We start from the raw sequence: 19,325 nt of genomic DNA on the forward strand, positions 1-19,325 counted from the left end.
GCCGCGTCATCGTCGACCTGCTGGCCGGCGACGACCGGCGGGCCGTCGAGGTCCCCGCCGCCCTCGTCGCCAACCACGGCCCCTTCACCTGGGGCTCCTCCGCCCGCAGGTCCCTCGAACACGCCATCATCTGCGAGGCGGTCGCCGACATCGCCATCCAGACCCTCGCCCTGGCCCCCACCGCCCCACCGCCCCCGCACCTCCTGGCCCGCCACTACACCCGCAAACACGGCCCCGACGCCTACTACGGCAACCCGGACCCCACATCAGCGTGACCCGGAGCGGTCGACCGATCGTCACCACGGCCGGGCACCGGATCGCGGCCTCGTCGGCGCCCGGCTTGTATTCTTGATCCACTCTGCGACGCACGTCGTGGAGGCTCGGTCGATCACCGGTGGGCGCGAGGAGGCGGGGTGTCGGACAGCGGCGACGGGCCCGTAGTCACGCACGCACAGGGCACCCGATCGAGCGCGCCGCGCGTATTCGATCCGCCGACCGCGGTTGGCAGGCACCGAAGCGGGACAGACGCTGTCCGACCGATGGCGACCGTCCACCCCTGCCGAGACCGGGAACCCACATGAACGAGAGCAGAACGACGCGCGAGGCGCGGCGTCCCGAACCCGACGCGGGTGTCGGCCCGGCCCGAGTCCTGGCCCGGCTCGCCCTGCTGTGCCTCGCCGGAGCCGTGGCCGCGGTGGTGGCCGGCACCGGACACATCCTCATCCTGCTGTTGGGCCTGGCGGGCCTCGGGCTGGCCGGCGCGGGCCTGTGGTGGGCGCTGGCGCACCGCGGCCTCGCCCGCCTCCTCGGCGCCGTGCTCGCGATCACCGCACCTGTCGGCGTCCTGGTGCTGTACGCCGTGTCGGGCCTGTGGGTGGTGGCGGTGGTCGCCCTCGCCGCCTGGACGGCCGCGCTCGGCTGCGCGCGCAGCGCCCTGCGCCGACTGCGCAAGCCGCACGGCATGCACACCCGCGCGGTACGTCCGCCCCGCCGCGCCGTGCTCATCATGAACCCCAGGTCGGGCGGCGGGAAGGTGGGCCGGTTCGGGCTGGTCGAGCGCGCCGAGGCACTGGGCGCGCGCGTGATCCTCCTCGACCTCGACACCGATCCGGACCCCGTGGCGCTGGCACGCCAGGCCGTCGCCGAGGGCGCGGACCTGCTGGGCGTGGCGGGCGGTGACGGCACACAGGCACTGGTGGCGGGAGTGGCCGCCGAGCACGGTCTGCCGTTCATGGTCGTGACGGCCGGGACCCGCAACCACTTCGCCATGGACCTCGGGCTGGACCGGGACGACCCGGTGAGCAGCCTGGAGGCACTCTCGAACGGCGTGGAACTCCGCGTCGACCTCGGCGACATCTCCGGCCGCCCCTTCGTCAACACCGCATCCTTCGGCACGTACGCGCACATCGTGCAGAGCCCCGACTACCGTGACGCCAAAGCGGCAACGGCCCTTGACCAGCTGCCCGACCTGCTGACCGGCGACGCCGGTGCCGCGCTGAACGCCCGCACCGACGACGAGGCGCTGGAGGCGCCCCAAGCGGTGCTGGTCAGCAACAACCCCTACGCGCGGGCCGACCCCCTGACGGGTGGCCGCAGGGAGCGGCTCGACACGGGTGCGCTCGGCGTGATCGCGGTCCGGGTCGGCGGCGCGGTGCAGGCCGCCGAACTGGCGCTGCTGGGCGAGCGGGCCAGCGGCATCACGACCCTGACGTCCCGCAGCGTCGTCGTGGAGTCCGACGAGGAGAGCATCCCGGTGGCCGTGGACGGCGAGGCCCTCACCCTCCCGCCGCCCGTCGTGTGCACCGTACGGCCCGGCGCCCTACGGGTGCGCGTGCCCCGGCACCGTCCCGGGGCACCGTACGTCGCGCCGACCGTCGACTGGTACCGCGTCCTCCGCCTCGCCTTCGACCGGTCGCCCTACGGCCACGAGAAGCACGACCGGGCAGCCGCCGCCCGCCACCACGACCAGAACCAGGAGCAGCGCGATGTCTGACCGTCACCCCCGCCGACAACGAGTACCGCAGGGGTTGTTGCGCGATCTCGCCGCCCTCGACCAGGCGCTCTACGAGGCGGTGACGGTCACCAGCACACCCGCGCTGGACTCGGCGCTGCGCCGGCTGTCCGCGGCGGCCGACCACTCCAAGGTCTCGTTCCTGATCGCCGCGGCCCTCGCCGCGCGCCCCGGCCGCTCACGCCGTGCGGCGGTGCTCGGCATCGCGGCGGTCGGCGTCGCGTCCGCCACGGCCAACCTGCTCGGCAAGCGGCTGGTACGGCGGCCCCGACCGCACCGTGCCGAGGACTCGCCCTTCCCCGGCCGGCACGTCCCCATGCCGGCGTCCGCCTCCTTCCCGTCCGGCCATACCGCCTCGGCCGTCGCCTTCGCCGCCGCGGTCGGGCCCGCGTTCCCGGCCGCCACGCTCCCGCTCGGTCTGCTGGCGTGCGCCGTGGGCTACTCACGTGTCCACACCGGGGTGCACTACCCGGGCGACGTCGTCGCCGGCGCCGTCCTCGGAACGGCCGCGGCGGCCACCGTCCTCGCGGCAGCCGCGCACCGGGACCGCTCGGCGGGCTGAACACCCGCCGTCCGGCGCGGAGGGCGTCTCCCGGCAGGCCGTTCACCCGCCCCGCGCTGAGGTGAGCGTCACAGTCGTGCTGTACCTGTCGGATCAGCGGGAAGACGAGTCTCCGACCCAGGAGGAGGCTGACATGGCACGCGATCGGATCGGACTGCACGAGGTCCTGGCGGCTGCGGAGAACGCCGCGCCCGTGGCCTCCCTGGACGTCGTGGCGCGCAACCTGCGCGACCGGTTCGGGGCGCGATACGTGTCGTTCCTGTTCGTCGACGTCGTCGGGCAGCGGCTGCTGCGGGTGAGCGAGCAGTCCGTCATGTCCCAGGAACGCCGTGCCGAACAGGTCCCCTTCGACGACGACGTCTACGACGAGGTGCTGCGGACACAGCACGTGGTGTGGATCCCGCAGAGCGAGCGGAGACAGTGGGTGCTGGCCCCCGTCACCAACCGCGGCGACGCCATCGGCGTACTGGAACTGTCCCTTCCCCAGGTCGACCAGGATCTGCTGGACCAGGTCGAGGAGGCCGCGCACGCGCTGGCCTACATCGTCGTCACCGACCGCCGCTTCACCGATCTCTACCACTGGGGCAACCGCACCACCTCGGTCAGCCTGGCCGCCGAGATCCAGCGCCAGCTGCTGCCGTCGGCCCCCTCCTGCGAGGCCGCCGAGTTCGCCCTCGCCGCCGCCCTCGTCCCGGCCGCCGACATCGCCGGCGACACCTACGACTACAGCCTGGACCACGACACCCTGCACCTGTCCGTCACCGACGCCATGGGCCATGACGTCGACGCCGCCCTCATGGCCACCCTCCTGGTCAACGCCTCACGCGGCGCCCGCCGCGCGGGGACCGATCTCGCCGAACAGGCCCGCCAGACCCACCAGGCCCTCCTGGACCACGGCCGGAAGACCTTCGCCACCGGTCAGTTGCTGCGGATCGCCCTGGACGGCAGCGGCGCCCAACTCGTCAACGCCGGCCACCCCAGGCCGCTTCGCCTGCGCGACGGCACGGTCACCGAGCTGCGGCTGGCCGTGAACCTGCCCTTCGGCGTCGCCGCGGAGGCGCCGTACCAGGTGCAGGACCTCGACCTGCGGCCCGGCGACCGCCTCGTGCTCTACACCGACGGCATGCAGGAGCGCCGGGCGAGAGACGTGGACCTGGGCTGCCTCATCCGGGACACCGCCCGCGAGCATCCGCGCGAGGTCGCCCGGAAGCTGGCGGCGGCCGTCACCGCCGCCTGGAACGGCAACCCGCAGGACGACGCCACCGCCCTGTGCCTGGACTGGCACGGACCGCAGGCCGACCCCGTGCCCGCGTAGTGGCTCACGCCGGGCGCCCGGTCCACGGGCACTCCCGACAGCGGTGTGCCGGTCAGAGCAACGCGACCCCCGCCGCGGCCGTGGCCCCTAGCACGACGATCGCGAGCACGTCGAACACGATCTCCCACGCCTCCGAGCGGCGCGCGGCCTCGACGTCCAGGGTGAAGCAGGCCGGATCGGCGGGTGCGTGGTGGACGGTGACGTCACGGCCGTACGAACCGGCGGGGTCCGGGAGGCCCGACGGGCAGTGCGCCGTGACGGCCATGCCCTCACGGGTGCTGAACGACACGACAGGGGTGATGGTGGTCGAGACATGGCCGTCGTCCTGGTCGACACTGACGTCCTTGAGGACCGCGACGACCCGGCCCCGTACGGCGTCCATCGCGGCGAGCCTGCCGAGGCGGTCCTTCCTGGCACGCAACGCCCCGGGCAGATGCAGGGCCGCGACGATCGCCCCCGGTCCGCCGACGCCGATGAGCGCCCACGGCCACCCCCGTTCGACCGAGGCGAGGGCCACCAGTCCCACGTAGCCGAGGAAGACCGCGCAACCCGGCCCGGACAGCCCGCGACCGGGCTTCTCGGCCATGGCGGAGAACCGGTAGGCGTGCGGTCTGCCGGGTGGGTGGCTGACCCTGATCTCCCGGCCCACCCAGGCCGCGGTGATCGCGTCGCCGCGCTCGCCGTCGTTCGTCACCTGGATGTCCTGTCCGGACACCGGGTCGCGGTAGGAGACGACCACCGATATCCCGCCCACCCGGGACCCGCCGTGCCGGGGCTCCCGCACGCGTTCGACCCGGCCCGTGAAGTGGCGCATGCGCTGCGCCCCGGTCACTCCGGCCAGCGCCAGGGCGTACCCGACCAGCGCCGCCGCACCCCACCCCGCGCACCACAGCACCAGGACCTGTTCCCACTCCATCGGCTCCTCCTCCCTCCCGTCCGGTCAACTGCCGTCGCGCCGCAGCACTTTGCCCCGGCCGTCCGCCTCCAGCGTTCCCGCGTGCCCGCCGCCGGTGACGACGACCCTGAGCGTGATCGCGCCGGTCAGGCCGTCGGCGGTGAGCTGCCAGTTCCGTGGGGCGGGCACGTCGAGGGTGGTCCGCGCGTTCTCGACGAGCGCCGGGACACGGTCGTAGGGCAGGGATGTCAGGTCGAAGCCGGACGTCCGCACGGTGGTGGGGGAGAAGACGACCGTCAGCGTGCGGTCCTGTACGACGACGGTGAGCGCCCGGCGCTTGTCCGCCGCCTGGGTCAACGACTCGACGGCCGCGCGGAGTTGACCCCGGTCGAGCATCGACTGACTGGGGCCGAGGGTGACGGTGCCGGTCGCCGACGTCATGGTCGTGGTCGTGGTCGTGGACGACGAGGAGGAGACGGACGGTGTCGGTGGGGCGGCCTTGTCGTCGGCGTCGAACAGGTCGGCGCGGAGCAGCAGCACCACCGCTGCCGCTCCGAGCAGCAGGCCGAGGAGGAAGAGGAGGTCGCCGGCGCCGCTCTCGACGGGATCGCCGTTCATGGCCGGACCGGGGACCGAGTCCAGCCGGGCCACGGCCGCGCGCTCCTCCCACTCCGGGGTGGGCCGTTTCACGATCCGCGTCTTCCACGGCCGGTCCGGCCGGTACTGGACCACCACGATCCCGCGCGGCCGGTAGTCGGGCAGCTCGACGAGGTTGACGTCCTGCCGGAACTCGACGCGGAACGCGGGCGCGTCGTCCGGCACCACGGACAGCTCGAACCGTACCGGCACATCGCTGGACTCGCCCCCGACCGCCTCCCGCCGCTCGATCACGGCGAGCGCCGTGCGCGGTGCGACGGCCCGCTCACGGGCGCGGCGCGGCAGGCCGCAGAGGAAGAAGAGGAGGGCGTAGCCGGTGGGCAGCGCCAGCCCCGCGACGACCAGGGGCACCTTCTGGAGGACGCACCCGCAGACGAAGGCGGCCAGCGAGGTGCCGATCACCCCACCCGTCAGGAAGGCCACCACGAGGCGGGCGGGTGTGCCGAGCCTGGGCGGTGCGCCCGCGGTGATCGTCATGGCGTCGATGGTTGCACGTCCTGGATTTCGAGCCACACCGCGTGATCCGTGCCCAGCACGCCGTCCTCGACGGGCGCGCTGCCGAGCAGGACACGGGAGTCGCCGGGCAGCGGATACGGGGCGGCGGAGAGGTTGACCACGCAGACGAAGCCGGGGTCGCGGCGGAAGGCGAGGACCCCGGGCGGTGTGTCCAGCCAGGCCAGGGTGCCGTCGCCGAGGGCGGGATGGGCGCGGCGCAGCCGCAGGGCGGCGCGGTACAGCTCCAGCACGGACGCCGGGTCGCCGGTCTGCGCCTCGACGGTGAGTTCGTGCCAGCTGGCGGGCTGGGGCAGCCAGGGTTCGGCGGTGGCGTCGTCGGGGCTGAAACCGAACGGCGTGCGCTGTCCGGACCAGGGGAGGGGCACCCGGCAGCCGTCACGACCGGGATCGGTGTGCCCGGTCCGCTCCCACATCGGGTCCTGCCGGACGGACTCGGGCAGGTCCTCGACCTCGGGCAGGCCCAGTTCCTCCCCCTGGTAGACGTAGACGCTGCCGGGGAGGGCGAGGCTGAGCAGGGCCGCGGCGCGGGCCCGGCGGATGCCGAGGGCCGGGTCGAGGGGGCCGTCGGGTGCGTAGCGCGCGCCGGCCCAGTGCCCGGCGCCGCGTCGGCCGTAGCGGCTGGGATGGCGTACGACGTCGTGGTTGGAGAGCACCCAGGTGGCGGGCGCGCCGACCGCGCCGAGCATCGCGAGCGAGTCGTCGACGACCGTGCGCAGCTCCTCGGCGTCCCAACTCGCGGTGAGGAAATCGAAGTTGAACGCGGTGTGCAGGGTGTCCGCGCGGACGTAGGCGGCGAGCCGCTCCGGGGTGTCCGCCCAGGCCTCGGCGACGAAGCACCGGTCGCCGGGGAACTCGTCGGCCACCTTTCGCCAGGCCCGGAAGATGTCGTGGACCTCGTCGCGGTCCCAGTGCGGGTGGTCGACGTGCCGGCGGGGCTCACCGGGCACCGGGTCCGGCCGGGGCGTCAGGTCGGGCAGCCCGGGGGCCTTGACCAGGCCGTGGGCGACGTCGACGCGGAACCCGTCCACGCCCCGGCCGAACCAGAACCGCAGGACGTCCTCGAACTCGGCGTGGACATCGGGGTGGTTCCAGTCGAGGTCGGGCTGCTCGGGCGCGAACAGGTGCAGGTACCAGTCGCCGTCCGGGAGCCGCGTCCAGGCCGGGCCGCCGAACTCGGAGACCCAGTTGTTGGGCGGGAGCGTCCCGTCGGGGCCCAGGCCCGGCCGGAAGATGTACCGCTCCCGCTCGGGGCTGCCGGGCCCCGCGGCCAACGCGGCCCGGAACCAGGCGTGTTGGTCGGAGGTGTGGTTCGGGACGATGTCGGGGACGACCCGGATCCCGTGCCGGTGCGCCTCGGCGACGAGTTGCTCGGCCTCGGCCACGGTCCCGAACAGCTCGTCGATCGCCCGGTAGTCGGAGACGTCGTAACCGTGGTCCGCCTGGGGCGACTTGAACCACGGGTTGATCCAGATGGCGTCCACGCCGAGGGACTTGAGGTACGGCAGCCGGGAGCGGATGCCGGCGATGTCGCCGACACCGTCGCCGCTGCCGTCGGCGAAACTGCGGATGTAGACCTGGTAGATGACGGCGCTGCGCCACCAAGGGGCCTTGCTCGGCTGGGACATGGGAGTGTTGCTCCTCCGGTGCGCGGGGTGTCGGCGGAAGATGACTGGCTGTGGCCGGGGTTTCGCCGTGCCGCTATGCGTCGCAGCAGCCGGCCAGTGTGTTGACGCCATCGGGTCCGGCCAGCGGGGTCAGGCCGTAGAAGACGCGGGGTGCGCCGTCGAGTGTGAGGGTCGACCTGCCCTGGGACAGGGGTAGTTGGCGGCTGCGGCCGATGGCGTCCAGTTCCCGTGCGGTGTTGTCGGCGGTGACGGTGAGGAGCGTCTTCGTCGGCCAGGGATCGACCCACGCCTCGGGCGCCGGGAAGTGCCAGTCGGTGCGCTGGCCTGCGGTGTTGAGGATGTAGCCGTCCGCGCGGTTCCACAGGACGACCGCCGGACCGTCCGGTGTGTCGAACCACAGGCCGAAGGTCTGCGGATCGGGGAACGTCAACCAGCCCCGGAAGGTGGCCCGGTCGAGCACCCGGGCCGCCGTGGCGTACGCCAGGAGCGACGGCTTGGGGCTGAGGTCGCGGTTCATGAGGCCGTAGTGGTACTCGACGTTGTCCGGGTCGGCGACCTGGGGCATGCCCAGCACGCTGTCGTGGAACTGGTACCAGCACACGCACGTGACGCCTTCGGCCTTCGCCAGCGCGAGGCTGAGCAGGACGTTCTCGGCGGCGTGCCGGTAGGTGTCGTGCCACCAACTGTTCGGCTTGGTCGGCGCGTACGCCTCGGTCAGCCAGATCTCCTTCGGACCGTGCTGCGCCATCAGCGACTTGAGCTGCTTCAGCCCGCCGTAGAAGTTCCAGTACGTGCCCGAGGAGCCGGTGCTCCAGTCGTCGCCCGACGGGATGTAGTCCGGGGTGAAGTTGCCGCGGCCGGGGTGGTAGGCGAACGCGTCGATGAGGTCCCAGCCGCCGGCGGCGACGAAGTTCTCCACCCAGGGCTTGTCCATCCCCGCCAGGCCGTTGTTCATCAGCTTGACGGTGGCGCCGATCGCAGCCCGCCGGTCGAAGACCGGACGCAGTGCCTTGTCCAGGTAACTCTGGGCGGCCGTACCGGTGTTGAAGGGACGGTTCAGTTCGTTGCCTACCTCGAAGCGGCCGGCCCCGGCGGCCAGCGCCACGGCCAGTTTGTCGGCCGCCCAGGCCGCGGCCTCGGTGTCGGTGGCGTCGAGCGACGGCTGCAACTCGATGTTGTGCCGCATGCCGCGCGCGTCGAAGGCGGCGGGCGGCAGCCCCGGGCCGCCGTCGTAGGCGATGCGCACGAGGGAGATGCCGACGCGCTGCCACAGGTCGAGCACGGCGTCGGCGCTCGGCCGTTGCAGCCAGGGGTAGTTGGCGATCCCGAACATGCTGTCCGTACCGGCCTGGTACGTGAACGGTTCCAGGGTCGCGAGGTTGGTCCGGGCGAAGGCCTCGTCGCCCGTGGACCGCACGACGACCTCGGCGAACACGATTCCGGCGGCCGGCGCGGGCACGGTGAAGGTGTGCTGCCAGGTGTCCGCAGCGGCGATGCTCCCGGTCACGGTGGTCGAGACGAGCTGTGTACCGCTGAAGTCCCTTACGGACAGCTCCAGTTCGGCCGAGCGGGCGGCGCCGCCGTTGGCGACCAGGGCGGTGAGCTGCATCGGCTCGCCCAGGACGTCGTAGAGGTTGAACTCGCGGTCGGTGGTCAGCTCCAGGCCGAGTTCGACGCCTCGGCCGATGGTGGCGGTGGCCGACGGTCTGGTCTCGGAGAAGAAGAAGTCGGCGCGGCTGGTCCACCCGCCGGCCGCGTCGGCGGTCCCCGGGGCGTGGATCCAGGTGGAGTTCGTCCAGGCCTGGCGCGAGCGGTCCAGCAGGAACAGTCCGTGCAGGCTGCCCCAGGTCGAGGTGTGGGCGACGCCGGCCGTCTCCTCGTAGGGGATGCCGCCGCCGCTGTCGCGCACCCATTCGGTGATCGCGATGTAGTCGTCGGGCGCGGTCGGTGCCTGGATCGCCCGGCTGAACAGGAAGCCGTCCGGGAGCAGGGTGGTCGCGCCGGTGATCCGCCACTCCAGCCGGGCGTGCCCGGTGGTGACGCTGAACCAGCCGGTGACGGTGGTGGGCCCGGCGGCGGCGTCGAAGGTGTAGTCCATCCGGATCGCCGGCGTGCCGTCCGGCAGGGTGGCCAGGGCGGGGGTGCCGCCCGTGGACAGGTGGATGCCGGTGAGCTGGTCCTTGACCTGGAACTTCGACCCGGCGCTGCGGGTGACCCCGGCCGCGTCGCGGATCGCGAGCCGGCCGCCGAGGCTGGCCAGCAGGCTGATTCCGCCGGCGGTCAGGGTGACGTCGCCGTCGGCGGCGTGCGCCGTGACGGCGGTGGGTTCGGCGATCAGCACGACGCCGGCCGCGAGCACGGCGCCGAGGAGACGGCGGCGGCTGAGGTGGGCGCCTTCGGCAGGTGGAGTGGTCATCGTCTGCTCCTGTCTGGCCACGGACTGTTGCGATAATGCGTATCTTCAAGGCCGTGCCACGGACGGTCTCAACCGGGCAGCCCGTTGGTCAAGGGGTATTGCACTCTTGTTTCCGGCGGTTTAACGTCTCTCACGTCCCGCTGAAGTTACGCATTATCAACGGAGGATCGATGCCATCGAAGCCGCGCCGGGTCACCCAGCGCGAGATCGCCGAGATCGCGGGGGTCAGTCAGACCACCGTCTCGGTCGTGCTGAACGACCGTGACGGCACGAACGTGCGGATCCCGGAGGAGACCCGGGCGCGGGTCAGGCAGGCGATCGAGCAGGCCACGTACGTCGCCGATCCGGCGGCCCGCCGCCTGGCCGGTCTGGACAACCAGATCATCGGCGTCTTCACCTACGAGGAAGCCCTGTCGCCGGAGAGCCTGGACTTCTACGGCCCGCTGCTCAACGGCATCGAGCGCGCGGCCGAGGAGATCGGCTGGGACCTGCTGTTCTTCACCTCCTCGCCGGTCGAGAACGGCACCCGCAGCCTCTTCCACCGCAAGACCCGGCTGCGGCTCACCGACGGCTGCGTCCTGCTCGGCCAGCAGATGGTCGGCAGCGAACTGGAGCGCCTGGTCGCCGAACAGTTCCCGTTCGTCGCGGTCGGCCGCAGGGACGAGACGACCGCCCCCGTCCCCTACGTCGGAGTCGACTACGTCACCCCGGCGCACGCCGTGATCGACCTCGCCGCACGACACGGACACCGCCAGGCCCTGTACGTGCACCGGGGCCGTGACACCGCCACCGCGCGGGACCGGCGCGGCGCGGTCGAGAGCGCCTCGGCGGCGGGCCGTATGGCCTTCATGCTGGTGGGGGAGGAGCGCGTCGCCGAACTGCCCCGGCTGGCCCGGGCCACCGAGGCCACCCTGATCATCGCCGAGGACGCCTTCCTCACCGAGGACGTCGTCCTCTCGCTGGTCGGGGCCGGGGTGGACGTGCCCGGCGAGATCTCGGTCGCCGCGTTCGGCGAGGTCCGCGGGCATCGCACCGACGGCCGGGCGCTCACGGGATTCCGTGTGCCGCGCACCCAAGTCGCCGCCGAGGCACTGGAGTTGCTGCGGCAGCTGGTCGTCACCGACCCGCAGGAGTGGGCCGGTCTCGACACCCAGCGGCTGCTGGCCGCCGAGGTCGAGGAGGGTGACACCGTCGTCGCCCGGCAGGCGGGGCTCTCGTGAACAGGCTCACCGCGGACGTGGCGGTCATCGGCGGCGGTCTCGGATCGGTGGCAGCCGCCCTCGCGCTGCTCCAGCGCGGCCACCGGGTGGTCATGACCGAGGAACATCCTTGGCTGGGCGGCCAGTTGACATCACAGGCGGTGCCGCCGGACGAGCACATATGGGTCGAGCAGTTCGGTGTGACCGCCCGCTACCGCACCCTGCGGGAGAACATCCGCGGCTACTACCGCGACCACTATCCGCTCTCGGCGGCGGCCCGCGCGGACCGCGAACTCAACCCCGGGCGGGGCCGGGTGAGCCGACTCTGCCACGAACCCCGGGTGGCGCTCGCGGTCATCGAGGCACTTCTCGCCCCGTACCGGTCGAGCGGCCGGCTGACCGTCGTGCAGCCCGCGGTCCCGGTCGCGGCCGACGTCGTGGACGGAGTGGTCCGCACCGTCACGGTCGCCGACCCGCAGACCGGGACGGAGACCGCGATCACCGCGGAATTCGTCCTGGACGGCACCGAGACCGGTGACCTGCTGCCGCTGACCGGCACCGAGTACGTCGTCGGCGCGGAAGCGCGGTCCGACACCGGGGAACCGAGCGCCCCCGAGACCGCCGACCCGGCCAACGTCCAGTCCATCGCCTGGTGTTTCGTCTTCGACCACGTCACCGGGGACCACACCATCGACCGGCCCGACGACTACGACTACTGGCGCTCCTTCGAACTGCCCTACTGGGGCGCGCCGATGCTGTCGTTCACCGCCCCCGACCCCCGCACCCTGGTGCCGGAGCAGCGCACCATGATCGTCAATCCGGAGCAGGAACTCTCCGGCGATCCGCGGTTCGACGCCGGTGACCGGGACCTGTGGCAGTTCCGGCGGATCGCCGCCCGGCAGACCTTCGCGGACGGCCTCTACGACAGCGACATCGTGCTGGCCAACTGGCCCCAACTCGACTACGTCGGCGGCTCGATCATCGACACCGACGACCGGTCGCGGCACCTGGCCGCCGCGAAGGCGCAGTCCCGGGCGTACGTCCACTGGTTGCAGACCGAGGCGCCCCGCCCGGACGGCGGCCGGGGCTGGCCGGGACTGCGGCTGCGCGGAGACCTGGTGGGCACGGGCGACGGCTTCGCGCAGGCCCCGTACATCCGCGAGTCCCGCCGCATCAGGGCACTGACCACCGTCCGCGAACAGGACATCTCGATCAAGTCCCGGGGATCGGACGCGCCCGCCCGCTTCGACGCGTCCGTCGGGGTGGGGATGTACCGGATCGACCTGCACCCCTCGACCGGCGGCGACAACTACATCGACGTCGAGTCGGCGCCGTTCGAGATCCCGTTGGGCGCCCTGGTCCCGGTCCGTACCCAGAACCTGATCCCCGCCGCCAAGAACATCGGCACCACCCACATCACCAACGGCGCCTACCGGCTCCACCCGGTCGAGTGGAACATCGGCGAATCCGCGGGCGAACTGGCCGCGTTCTGTCTGGAGCGCGGACTGGGCCCGCGCCAGGTCGCCACCGAACCGGCCCTCGTCGACCGGTTCCAGCACCGCCTGGCCGAGGCCGGCGTCGAACTCCACTGGCCCGAGGTCGCCGGCTACTGAGCCGCCCCTCCCGTAGCGCCTCCCGCACCCGCACAGCGAAGGGAACCACCCATGACCAGAACCAGAAAGGCGCTGAGCGCCGTCGCCCTGACGACGGTCCTCGCACTCGGCGCGGCCTGCGCCGGACCGTCCTCCGGCACCTCGGAGAAGACGGCCGAGCTGCGCATGACGGTCTGGACCTCGGACGCGGCCCAGCTCAAACTGCTCAACGGCATCGCCGCCGCCTACCGGGCCGGCCATCCCGACGTCACGAAGATCACCTTCGAGAGCCTGCCGTTCGCCGACTACAACACGACGCTCACCACCCAGATCGCCGGCGGCAACGCCCCTGACCTCGCCTGGATGGGCGACCTGTCCCGCGACCTCATCGCCTCCGACGCCCTCGTCGGGCTGACCGACAAGCTCAAGGCGACACCCGGCTGGAAGTACGACGACCTGCTGGGCAGCGTGACCTCCGAGTTCAGCAAGGACGGCACGCTGTACGCCTACCCGTTCTCCAACTCGCCCTACGCCCTCTACGTGAACACCGACCTGCTGGCCAAGGCCGGCCAGAAGATCGACCCGGCCGGTCTGACCTGGGACCAGGTCGCCGCCGCCGGGGCGGCCGTCCACGCCAAGACCGGCAAGGCCGGGTTCGTCGTCCGCGACTTCGACTACACGGCGTGGAACACGCTGGCCACCGTGTGGACGGGCTGGGGCGCCTCGGCGTGGAGCGCGGACGGAAAGACCTGCACCTTCGACTCGCCCGAGATGCGGCAGGCGTTCACCTTCCTGCACGACGCGGCGTTCAAGAGCAAGGCGATGCCCGGTCCGGGCACCACCGCCGACTTCTTCGCGGGCGACGCCGCCTTCACCGTCGCGCAGGTCTCCCGGGCCTCGCTGCTGACCGGCTCGTTCAAGTTCTCGCTGTACCCGCTGCCCGCCGGGCCCAAGGGCAAGTACTCCGTCCTCGGGCAGGCCGGGGTGGGCGTACTGGCCTCCAGCAAGCACCCCAAGCAGGCGGCGGACTTCCTCGCCTACCTGACCGATCCGGAGAACGCCGCCAAGCTGGCGCAGTACTTCCCGCCGCCGCGCAAGTCGCTGCTGACCGGCGCCAAGCTCGCCGCGAACAACAAGGTGCTCAGCGCCGCCCAGTTGCAGGACGCCGTCGTCGACCAGCTCCCCGACGCCGTCACCCTGCCCAACCACACCAGCCCGGCGGAGATCGCCCAGAAGGGCAAGACGGCGCTCGACGCGATGTGGCACGCCGATGCCGACATCCCGGCCGTCCTGAAGTCGGTGTGCGCCGCGCTCAAGCCGATTCTGGCCAAGTGACCGGGACCCGCACCGCCGGGCGGCCCGTGCGGCGGGCCGCCGGCCGGCCCGCCGCGCCGACCGGGGACCGGCCCGCCCGCGCATCGGGGCCGACGTTCTGGACGACCCGCCGCCGCGACCACCTGACCGGCTACCTGTTCATCCTGCCGCAGCTCGTCGGCGTCGCGGTGTTCGTGCTCCTCCCGGTCGGCATGGCCGTCTGGTACAGCCTGAACAAGTGGAACATCTTCACCGGCAGGCAGACCTTCGTCGGCGGCGCCAACTACGCGGCCCTGGCCGACGATCCCCAACTGCCCAAGGTGCTGCTGGCGACAGCGCTCTTCTCCGGCGGAGTCGTGATCGTCAACATCACGCTCGGTCTGCTGATCGCCGTCCTGCTCAACTGGAGGTTCCGGGGCGTCACGGTGTTCCGCACGCTGTTCTTCTCCCCGGTGGTGGTCTCCGTCGTCGCCTGGACCCTGGTCTGGGGCTTCCTGCTCCAGGACAACGGCGGCATCAACGCCCTGCTGAACACGGTCGGCATCGACGGACCGAACTGGCTCAAGGAGGGCGACACCGCGATGGTGTCGGTGATCCTCACCCAGGTGGTGCGCAGCGTCGGGGTCAACATGGTGCTGTTCCTGGCCGCCTTGCAGGGCGTACCGAGGGAGTTGTACGAGGCCGCCCGCATCGACGGCGCGAACAGCCGCACGGTGTTCGCCCGGATCACACTGCCGATGATCTCGCCGACGGTCCTGCTGACCGTCATCGTCACCGTGGTCGGCGCGCTCCAGTCCTTCGCCCAGATCGCCGTCCTGACCGGCGGCGGACCGGGCCTGTCGACCACGGTCCTCGTCTACTACGTGTACCAGCAGGCCTTCAAGTTCAACGACATCGGCTACGGCTCGACGCTGGCCCTGATGCTGCTGTCCTTCGTCATGCTGCTGACCTTGCTCCAGTGGCAGTTGCGCCGTAAGTGGGTGTTCTATGAGGACTGACAGGCTCAGGCCCGCACTGCTGGTGATCGCGCTGGGCGTGCTGGCGATCCCGTTCGTGGTGCCGACGATCTGGATGGTCGCCGCGTCGGTCAAACCACTGGCGGAGATCTTCGCGTCACCGCCGTCGCTGTGGACCGACTCACCCACCCTGTCCGCGTACACCGAGGCGTTCCGCTTCCAGCCGTTCGCCCGGCAGTACTTCAACAGCGTCTACATCGCCGTACTGGTCACCCTGATCACACTGACGGTGTCCAGCCTGGCCGGATACGCCTTCGCCCGGATCCGGTTCCCCGGGGCCAACGCCCTGTTCCTGGTGGTGCTGACCGGGATGCTGGTGCCGAGCGAGGTGACGATCGTGCCGCTGTTCCAGCTGTTCAAATCGGCCGGCCTGGTCAACACGCACTGGCCGCTGATCCTGGTGACCGCGCTGGCCGGACCGTGTGTGCTGGCCACGTTCATCATGCGGCAGTTCTTCATCGCGCTCCCGGTCGAACTGGAGGAGGCCGCCCGCCTCGACGGCCTCGGACGCCCCGCGATCTGGTGGCGGATCTGCCTGCCCCTGGCGAAACCCGCCCTGTCGGCGGTCGCGATCCTGACGTTCCTCGCCTCCTGGAACCTCTATCTGGAACCCACCGTGTACCTCACGTCCCCGGACCTGTTCACCCTGCCGCAGGCCCTGACCCGCTTCACCGACGCCTACGGCGGCCAGATGTGGAACACCCAACTCGCCGCCGCCACCATGACCGTCCTGCCGATGCTGCTGGTCTTCGTCCTGGCCCAGCGCCACTTCGTCGAGGGGCTGTCCCACTCCGGCCTCAAATGACGTGCGGCGCAACGGAGTTCGGCCGCCGTACGGCGGTCCCGGTGACAACCACAGGTGCCGGGCGCGACAGTGGGCGCATGGTGCTGCGCTACCGGACCAACGCCCCGGAGTTCGACTTCCCGCCCTTCACCGGTCTGCCGCCGGTCCGCTACGTGCTCGCGTCCACGCCCCGCTGCGGCAGCAACATGCTCGCCCGTGCCCTGTGGCACACCGGGCTGGCCGGCTTCGCCGAGGACTACTTCGCCGACGCCTTCGCGCTGGACTACTTCGAGCGGTGGGGGTTCGACTCCGGCGATCCGGAGGAGCTCGCGGCAGGCTACGTACGGCAGTTGATGACCTGCCGGACCAGCCCCAACGGCGTGTTCGGGCTGCGGATCCACGCGGGCCACCTCGCGAGCCTCGAGGTCGACCCGTACGACGTCCTCCACGCCCCCCGCTACATCTGGATCCGGCGCGGGGACCGGCTGCGGCAGGCCGTGTCGTACACCATGGCCGAGCAGACCGGTGTGTGGATCGTCGACGGGACCTTTCTGCCGGAGGGTCGACCGCGGGCGGCTCCCCGGTACGGCTACGAGGAGATCCGGCGGCATCTGCGGATGCTCGACCGTGACGCGTCGGTCTGGGAGGACTACTTCGCGCGGCACGGTGTCACCCCGCATGTCGTCGTCTACGAGGACCTCGTCGCGGACTACGAGACGGGCCTGCGGGGCTGCCTCGACTTCCTCGGCGTCGAGGCCCCCGCCTCGCTGCCGGCGCCGGGGATCAGACGCCAGGCCGACGAGCTGACGGAACAGTGGGTCGAACGGTTCCTACGGGATCGTCGTGCTGAGCGGCCAGCGTCGTAGGCGGTACGGCGTCCACCACAGGTGGCGTCCGGCGCGGTGGACCAGGTTCTCGCGCAGGTACCCCGCCAGGGCACGTTCCGTCGTCGCCGACGCGACCACCGGAACGCCGTCCAGGAGCCCCTGGAACGCTCTACTCCGAGGGGCGTTGACGACCAGCCGCCGGAAGGAATTCCAGCGGTGGTCACGGATCTCCAGGAAACCGGGGCCGCGCCGGTAGCCGCACTTCGCGATGTGGAAGGAGTCGCGCCACGCGGTGACCACGTGCGCGTCGATGTCCTCTCCGGTGGGGCCGCGCAGGACTGCTGCCGGGGGGTGCAGATGGCTCAACGCGCGCCACCGGTCCGGTTCGGGCATGCGCAGGGTCCAGTCCACCGCGATGCCGTGACTGGTGAGTTCCCGGACGAGGAGCAGGACGGCGACAGCGGACCCGCCGTCCTGATCGGTGAGGTCCACGGGCTCGTGCACCTCGACGAACTGGACGCCCTCGGCGGCGAGTTGACCCACGGCGTGCACCGGGTCGTCCGGCGGTCCGGCGAGGGTGCCGCCGTGGATGCCCGGCAGCCGCATGGCAGCCGGGTCCCGGTCCTTCCACAACGTCAGCCCCGGCCTCATCTCGTGTTCCCTGCGGCCGGGGCCGCCAGCGCGGGCACGAGTGAGGTGTCGTCGCGGTGCAGTCCGGTGCCGTCGAGCCGCAGCAGGTCCTGGTTGGCCACGGCGGGCGCGACCTGTACGTACTGGCCGTCGTCGGTGAAGACCAGGCCGAGGGCGCGCCAGCGCGCCAGCAGCCCGGCTACGCGCTCCTCCGTCACCGCCCCGACCGGCTCCCTGCCCTCCGCGCTCCGGGCGGCGGCCTTGCGCAGCAGCGCCGCCGCGCTGTGCGGGGTGTCCAGCAGCCGGAACACCGTCACTTCGAACGGGTCGGTGAGGTCGAGGAGCCGCCAGGAGAAGCCCGGCCGGGTGTCGACCAGGACGATGTGCGTGCCGAGGTCGCAGTGGGTCAGACGGCTGCGCGGATACGCCCGCGTCCAGTCGGCCACGGCCGTGCGCAGCCGGTCGCGGCAGGCGTCGGCGATGCCCTGGTTCGGTGAGTCGAAGATGTACACCAGGTCGGCGAGTTCGTCCGGCGGCAGGTCGTAGATGTGGTGGTAGTGCGAGGCCGGGCGCAGGTCTCCGAAGCCCAGTTCCGGCCGGTCGAAGTAGGGGCTGAACCGCTCGACCTTCAGACGGGTGGAGTTGGCCGGCGGGCCGATATGGTGCAGCGCGGGGAGTTGGCCGACGATCCCGTCGTAGTCCTCGTCGGTCTCCCCGGGGAAGCCGTAGAGGTAGTTCCAGCTGAGGTTGATCCCGACGCTCTCCGCGTCCCGCAGCAGGCGTACGTTCTGGCAGCCGGTCACCCCCTTGTCCATCAGCTTCAGCACCCGGCTGCTGAGGCTCTCCACACCGGGCTGCACATAGCTGATCCCCGCCGCGTACAGCGTCGCCAGCTGCTCGCGCCGCAGGTTCGACTTGATCTCGTAGCACAGCCGCAGGTCGTAACCGGACTCCTCAAGGAGCGGGGCCATGGAGTTGAGGTAGGTCATGTCGAGGATGTTGTCGGTGACCCACACGTCGAGTACCCGGTGCCGTTCGACCAGGGCGAGGATCTCGTCCACGAACCGTCGCGGGTCCTTGCTGCGGAACTCCATGAACGAGCCGTTGAGCCCGCAGAAGGTGCAGTGGTGTTTCTCGCCCCACCAGCAGCCGCGCGAGCCCTCCACCACCAGCCGCGGTTCCACCCAGCCGCCCGCGGTGGAGCGCGCGTGCCGCTCGAAGTAGTCGCCGTAGTCCGGGGTGACCAGTGCTCCCGGTGGCAGCGGGGCGGCGTCCATGGGGCGGGCCACGGACCGTCCCCGCGCATCACGGCGGCACAGGCCGGGGATGGCGGCCAGGCCGTCGGTGTCGCCGTCGCGGAGCGCGGCGAGTAGCCGTGGGAAGGCGAGTTCGCCCTCGCCGCGCACCACGAAGTCGACGTAGGGGAAGTTGCGGTGCAGCGCCGCGCCCTGCGGGCCGTCGCAGTTCGCGCCGCCGAAGACGGTCATGGTGCCGGGGGAGAGTTCCTTGACCACGCGGGCCGCCGCGAGGGCCGCCGCGTTCTGCGCGAACGTGGTGGTGAAGCCGACCACGTCCGGTGCCGCGGCGGCGATCTTGGCGGCCGTCTCCCGGACGAACAGGGGCGCCAGCTCGTGCAGTTCACGCGCCTTGGCCAGCATGTGCGGCGCCATCTTGTCGCCGAAGTGCTCCGTGAACTCGGCCACCCGCCAACGCGGTCGGCCGTTGAGCGCGGCCGAGAAGATCCACTCGCTGTGCCCGGAGAAGTACGAGGTCGCGCAGAACTCGTACTCCTCGAAGCCGTATTCCGTACGGGCCGACACCCAGTCGGCGAAGTCGAGGTTGGCGTGCACCACTTCGACGTCCGCGGCGCCGTCCGGGAAGACGTCGAGGATCCGGCGCTTGAGGATGCCGAGGGCGAGGGACGGCGCGTCGAGCGACGACCACGGCATGTCCACCAACACGATGC

General features: G+C 71.6%; 16 protein-coding genes. 10 read left to right on the plus strand and 6 right to left on the minus strand.

Translation table 11 applies throughout. The features are described 5' to 3' along the window. From ACIQPR_RS32825 to ACIQPR_RS32840, 4 genes are all read left to right on the plus strand, one after another. Window positions 1–275: class II aldolase/adducin family protein (locus ACIQPR_RS32825; protein ID WP_403655656.1), on the plus strand; the 275-nt coding region annotated here is incomplete at its 5' end. A 302-nt stretch (window positions 276–577) separates the two neighbouring features. Continuing rightward, complete coding sequence (locus tag ACIQPR_RS32830) at window positions 578–1,993, plus strand: diacylglycerol/lipid kinase family protein (RefSeq protein WP_403655658.1); 1,416 nt, start codon at window positions 578–580, stop codon at window positions 1,991–1,993. Beyond that, window positions 1,986–2,573, plus strand: a complete 588-nt coding sequence (locus ACIQPR_RS32835; RefSeq protein ID WP_403655660.1) for a phosphatase PAP2 family protein — start codon at window positions 1,986–1,988, stop codon at window positions 2,571–2,573. The genes ACIQPR_RS32830 and ACIQPR_RS32835 overlap by 8 nt, the downstream gene beginning before the upstream one ends. 133 nt (window positions 2,574–2,706) lie before the next feature. Next, window positions 2,707–3,888, plus strand: a complete 1,182-nt coding sequence (locus tag ACIQPR_RS32840; RefSeq protein WP_403655662.1) for a PP2C family protein-serine/threonine phosphatase — start codon at window positions 2,707–2,709, stop codon at window positions 3,886–3,888. Window positions 3,889–3,940: 52 nt separating this feature from the next. Here ACIQPR_RS32840 and ACIQPR_RS32845 read toward each other — a convergent pair whose 3' ends face one another. From ACIQPR_RS32845 to ACIQPR_RS32860, 4 genes are all read right to left on the minus strand, one after another. Further along, window positions 3,941–4,804: a DUF3592 domain-containing protein gene (locus tag ACIQPR_RS32845; RefSeq protein ID WP_403655664.1), complete on the minus strand. Its 864-nt coding sequence runs from the start codon at window positions 4,802–4,804 to the stop codon at window positions 3,941–3,943. Between the two features lie 24 nt (window positions 4,805–4,828). Then, entirely contained in the window at window positions 4,829–5,917 is a 1,089-nt protein-coding gene (locus tag ACIQPR_RS32850) for a hypothetical protein (RefSeq protein ID WP_403655666.1), read from the minus strand. Next, complete coding sequence (locus tag ACIQPR_RS32855) at window positions 5,914–7,581, minus strand: glycoside hydrolase family 13 protein (RefSeq protein WP_403655668.1); 1,668 nt, start codon at window positions 7,579–7,581, stop codon at window positions 5,914–5,916. The genes ACIQPR_RS32850 and ACIQPR_RS32855 overlap by 4 nt, the downstream gene beginning before the upstream one ends. Window positions 7,582–7,654: 73 nt before the next feature. Next, the gene (locus tag ACIQPR_RS32860; protein ID WP_403655670.1) at window positions 7,655–9,997 is read right to left on the minus strand and encodes a hypothetical protein; all 2,343 of its coding nucleotides are present in this window, start codon (window positions 9,995–9,997) and stop codon (window positions 7,655–7,657) included. Window positions 9,998–10,167: 170 nt separating this feature from the next. Between ACIQPR_RS32860 and ACIQPR_RS32865 the strand changes: the two genes are divergently transcribed. The 6 genes from ACIQPR_RS32865 to ACIQPR_RS32890 all read left to right on the plus strand — a co-directional run bounded on the left by ACIQPR_RS32865 (window position 10,168) and on the right by ACIQPR_RS32890 (window position 16,768). Then, window positions 10,168–11,217 carry a LacI family DNA-binding transcriptional regulator gene (locus tag ACIQPR_RS32865; protein WP_403655672.1) on the plus strand — a complete coding sequence of 350 codons (1,050 nt, stop codon included), beginning with the start codon at window positions 10,168–10,170 and terminating at the stop codon, window positions 11,215–11,217. Further along, a complete protein-coding gene (locus tag ACIQPR_RS32870; RefSeq protein WP_403655674.1) occupies window positions 11,214–12,809 on the plus strand; it encodes an FAD-dependent oxidoreductase in 1,596 nt (531 codons plus the stop codon). Before ACIQPR_RS32865 ends, ACIQPR_RS32870 begins: the two co-directional genes overlap by 4 nt. A 51-nt stretch (window positions 12,810–12,860) precedes the next feature. After that, window positions 12,861–14,123 carry an extracellular solute-binding protein gene (locus ACIQPR_RS32875; RefSeq protein ID WP_403655676.1) on the plus strand — a complete coding sequence of 421 codons (1,263 nt, stop codon included), beginning with the start codon at window positions 12,861–12,863 and terminating at the stop codon, window positions 14,121–14,123. Beyond that, the gene (locus ACIQPR_RS32880) at window positions 14,120–15,100 is read left to right on the plus strand and encodes a carbohydrate ABC transporter permease (protein ID WP_403655678.1); all 981 of its coding nucleotides are present in this window, start codon (window positions 14,120–14,122) and stop codon (window positions 15,098–15,100) included. Before ACIQPR_RS32875 ends, ACIQPR_RS32880 begins: the two co-directional genes overlap by 4 nt. Beyond that, a complete protein-coding gene (locus ACIQPR_RS32885) occupies window positions 15,090–15,923 on the plus strand; it encodes a carbohydrate ABC transporter permease (protein WP_403655680.1) in 834 nt (277 codons plus the stop codon). The genes ACIQPR_RS32880 and ACIQPR_RS32885 overlap by 11 nt, the downstream gene beginning before the upstream one ends. A gap of 77 nt (window positions 15,924–16,000) precedes the next feature. Then, complete coding sequence (locus tag ACIQPR_RS32890; RefSeq protein WP_403655681.1) at window positions 16,001–16,768, plus strand: Stf0 family sulfotransferase; 768 nt, start codon at window positions 16,001–16,003, stop codon at window positions 16,766–16,768. Here ACIQPR_RS32890 and ACIQPR_RS32895 read toward each other — a convergent pair. Together ACIQPR_RS32895 and ACIQPR_RS32900 are read right to left on the minus strand one after the other, a co-directional pair. After that, window positions 16,733–17,380 (minus strand): DUF5825 family protein, encoded by a 648-nt coding sequence (locus tag ACIQPR_RS32895; protein ID WP_403655683.1) that lies wholly within the window; start codon window positions 17,378–17,380, stop codon window positions 16,733–16,735. The two genes, ACIQPR_RS32890 and ACIQPR_RS32895, sit on opposite strands and share 36 nt — an antisense overlap. Beyond that, complete coding sequence (locus tag ACIQPR_RS32900) at window positions 17,377–19,320, minus strand: RiPP maturation radical SAM C-methyltransferase (protein ID WP_403656455.1); 1,944 nt, start codon at window positions 19,318–19,320, stop codon at window positions 17,377–17,379. The genes ACIQPR_RS32895 and ACIQPR_RS32900 overlap by 4 nt, the downstream gene beginning before the upstream one ends. Between the last annotated feature and the right edge of the window lie 5 nt (window positions 19,321–19,325).

It is taken from the genome of Streptomyces sp. NPDC091280 (assembly GCF_044768565.1).
Taxonomy (GTDB): Bacteria; Actinomycetota; Actinomycetes; order Streptomycetales; family Streptomycetaceae; genus Streptomyces.

Excerpts from the sequence above, each read along its gene's own strand:
- ACIQPR_RS32840 (WP_403655662.1), top strand. The coding sequence starts at position 2,707 with ATGGCACGCGATCGGATCGGACTGCACGAGGTCCTGGCGGCTGCGGAG.
- ACIQPR_RS32890 (WP_403655681.1), top strand. The coding sequence starts at position 16,001 with ATGGTGCTGCGCTACCGGACCAACGCCCCGGAGTTCGACTTCCCGCCC.
- ACIQPR_RS32865 (WP_403655672.1), top strand. The coding sequence starts at position 10,168 with ATGCCATCGAAGCCGCGCCGGGTCACCCAGCGCGAGATCGCCGAGATC.
- ACIQPR_RS32885 (WP_403655680.1), top strand. The coding sequence starts at position 15,090 with ATGAGGACTGACAGGCTCAGGCCCGCACTGCTGGTGATCGCGCTGGGC.
- ACIQPR_RS32875 (WP_403655676.1), top strand. The coding sequence starts at position 12,861 with ATGACCAGAACCAGAAAGGCGCTGAGCGCCGTCGCCCTGACGACGGTC.
- ACIQPR_RS32895 (WP_403655683.1), bottom strand. The coding sequence starts at position 17,380 with ATGAGGCCGGGGCTGACGTTGTGGAAGGACCGGGACCCGGCTGCCATG.
- ACIQPR_RS32830 (WP_403655658.1), top strand. The coding sequence starts at position 578 with ATGAACGAGAGCAGAACGACGCGCGAGGCGCGGCGTCCCGAACCCGAC.
- ACIQPR_RS32835 (WP_403655660.1), top strand. The coding sequence starts at position 1,986 with ATGTCTGACCGTCACCCCCGCCGACAACGAGTACCGCAGGGGTTGTTG.
- ACIQPR_RS32855 (WP_403655668.1), bottom strand. The coding sequence starts at position 7,581 with ATGTCCCAGCCGAGCAAGGCCCCTTGGTGGCGCAGCGCCGTCATCTAC.
- ACIQPR_RS32845 (WP_403655664.1), bottom strand. The coding sequence starts at position 4,804 with ATGGAGTGGGAACAGGTCCTGGTGCTGTGGTGCGCGGGGTGGGGTGCG.
- ACIQPR_RS32850 (WP_403655666.1), bottom strand. The coding sequence starts at position 5,917 with ATGACGATCACCGCGGGCGCACCGCCCAGGCTCGGCACACCCGCCCGC.
- ACIQPR_RS32860 (WP_403655670.1), bottom strand. The coding sequence starts at position 9,997 with ATGACCACTCCACCTGCCGAAGGCGCCCACCTCAGCCGCCGCCGTCTC.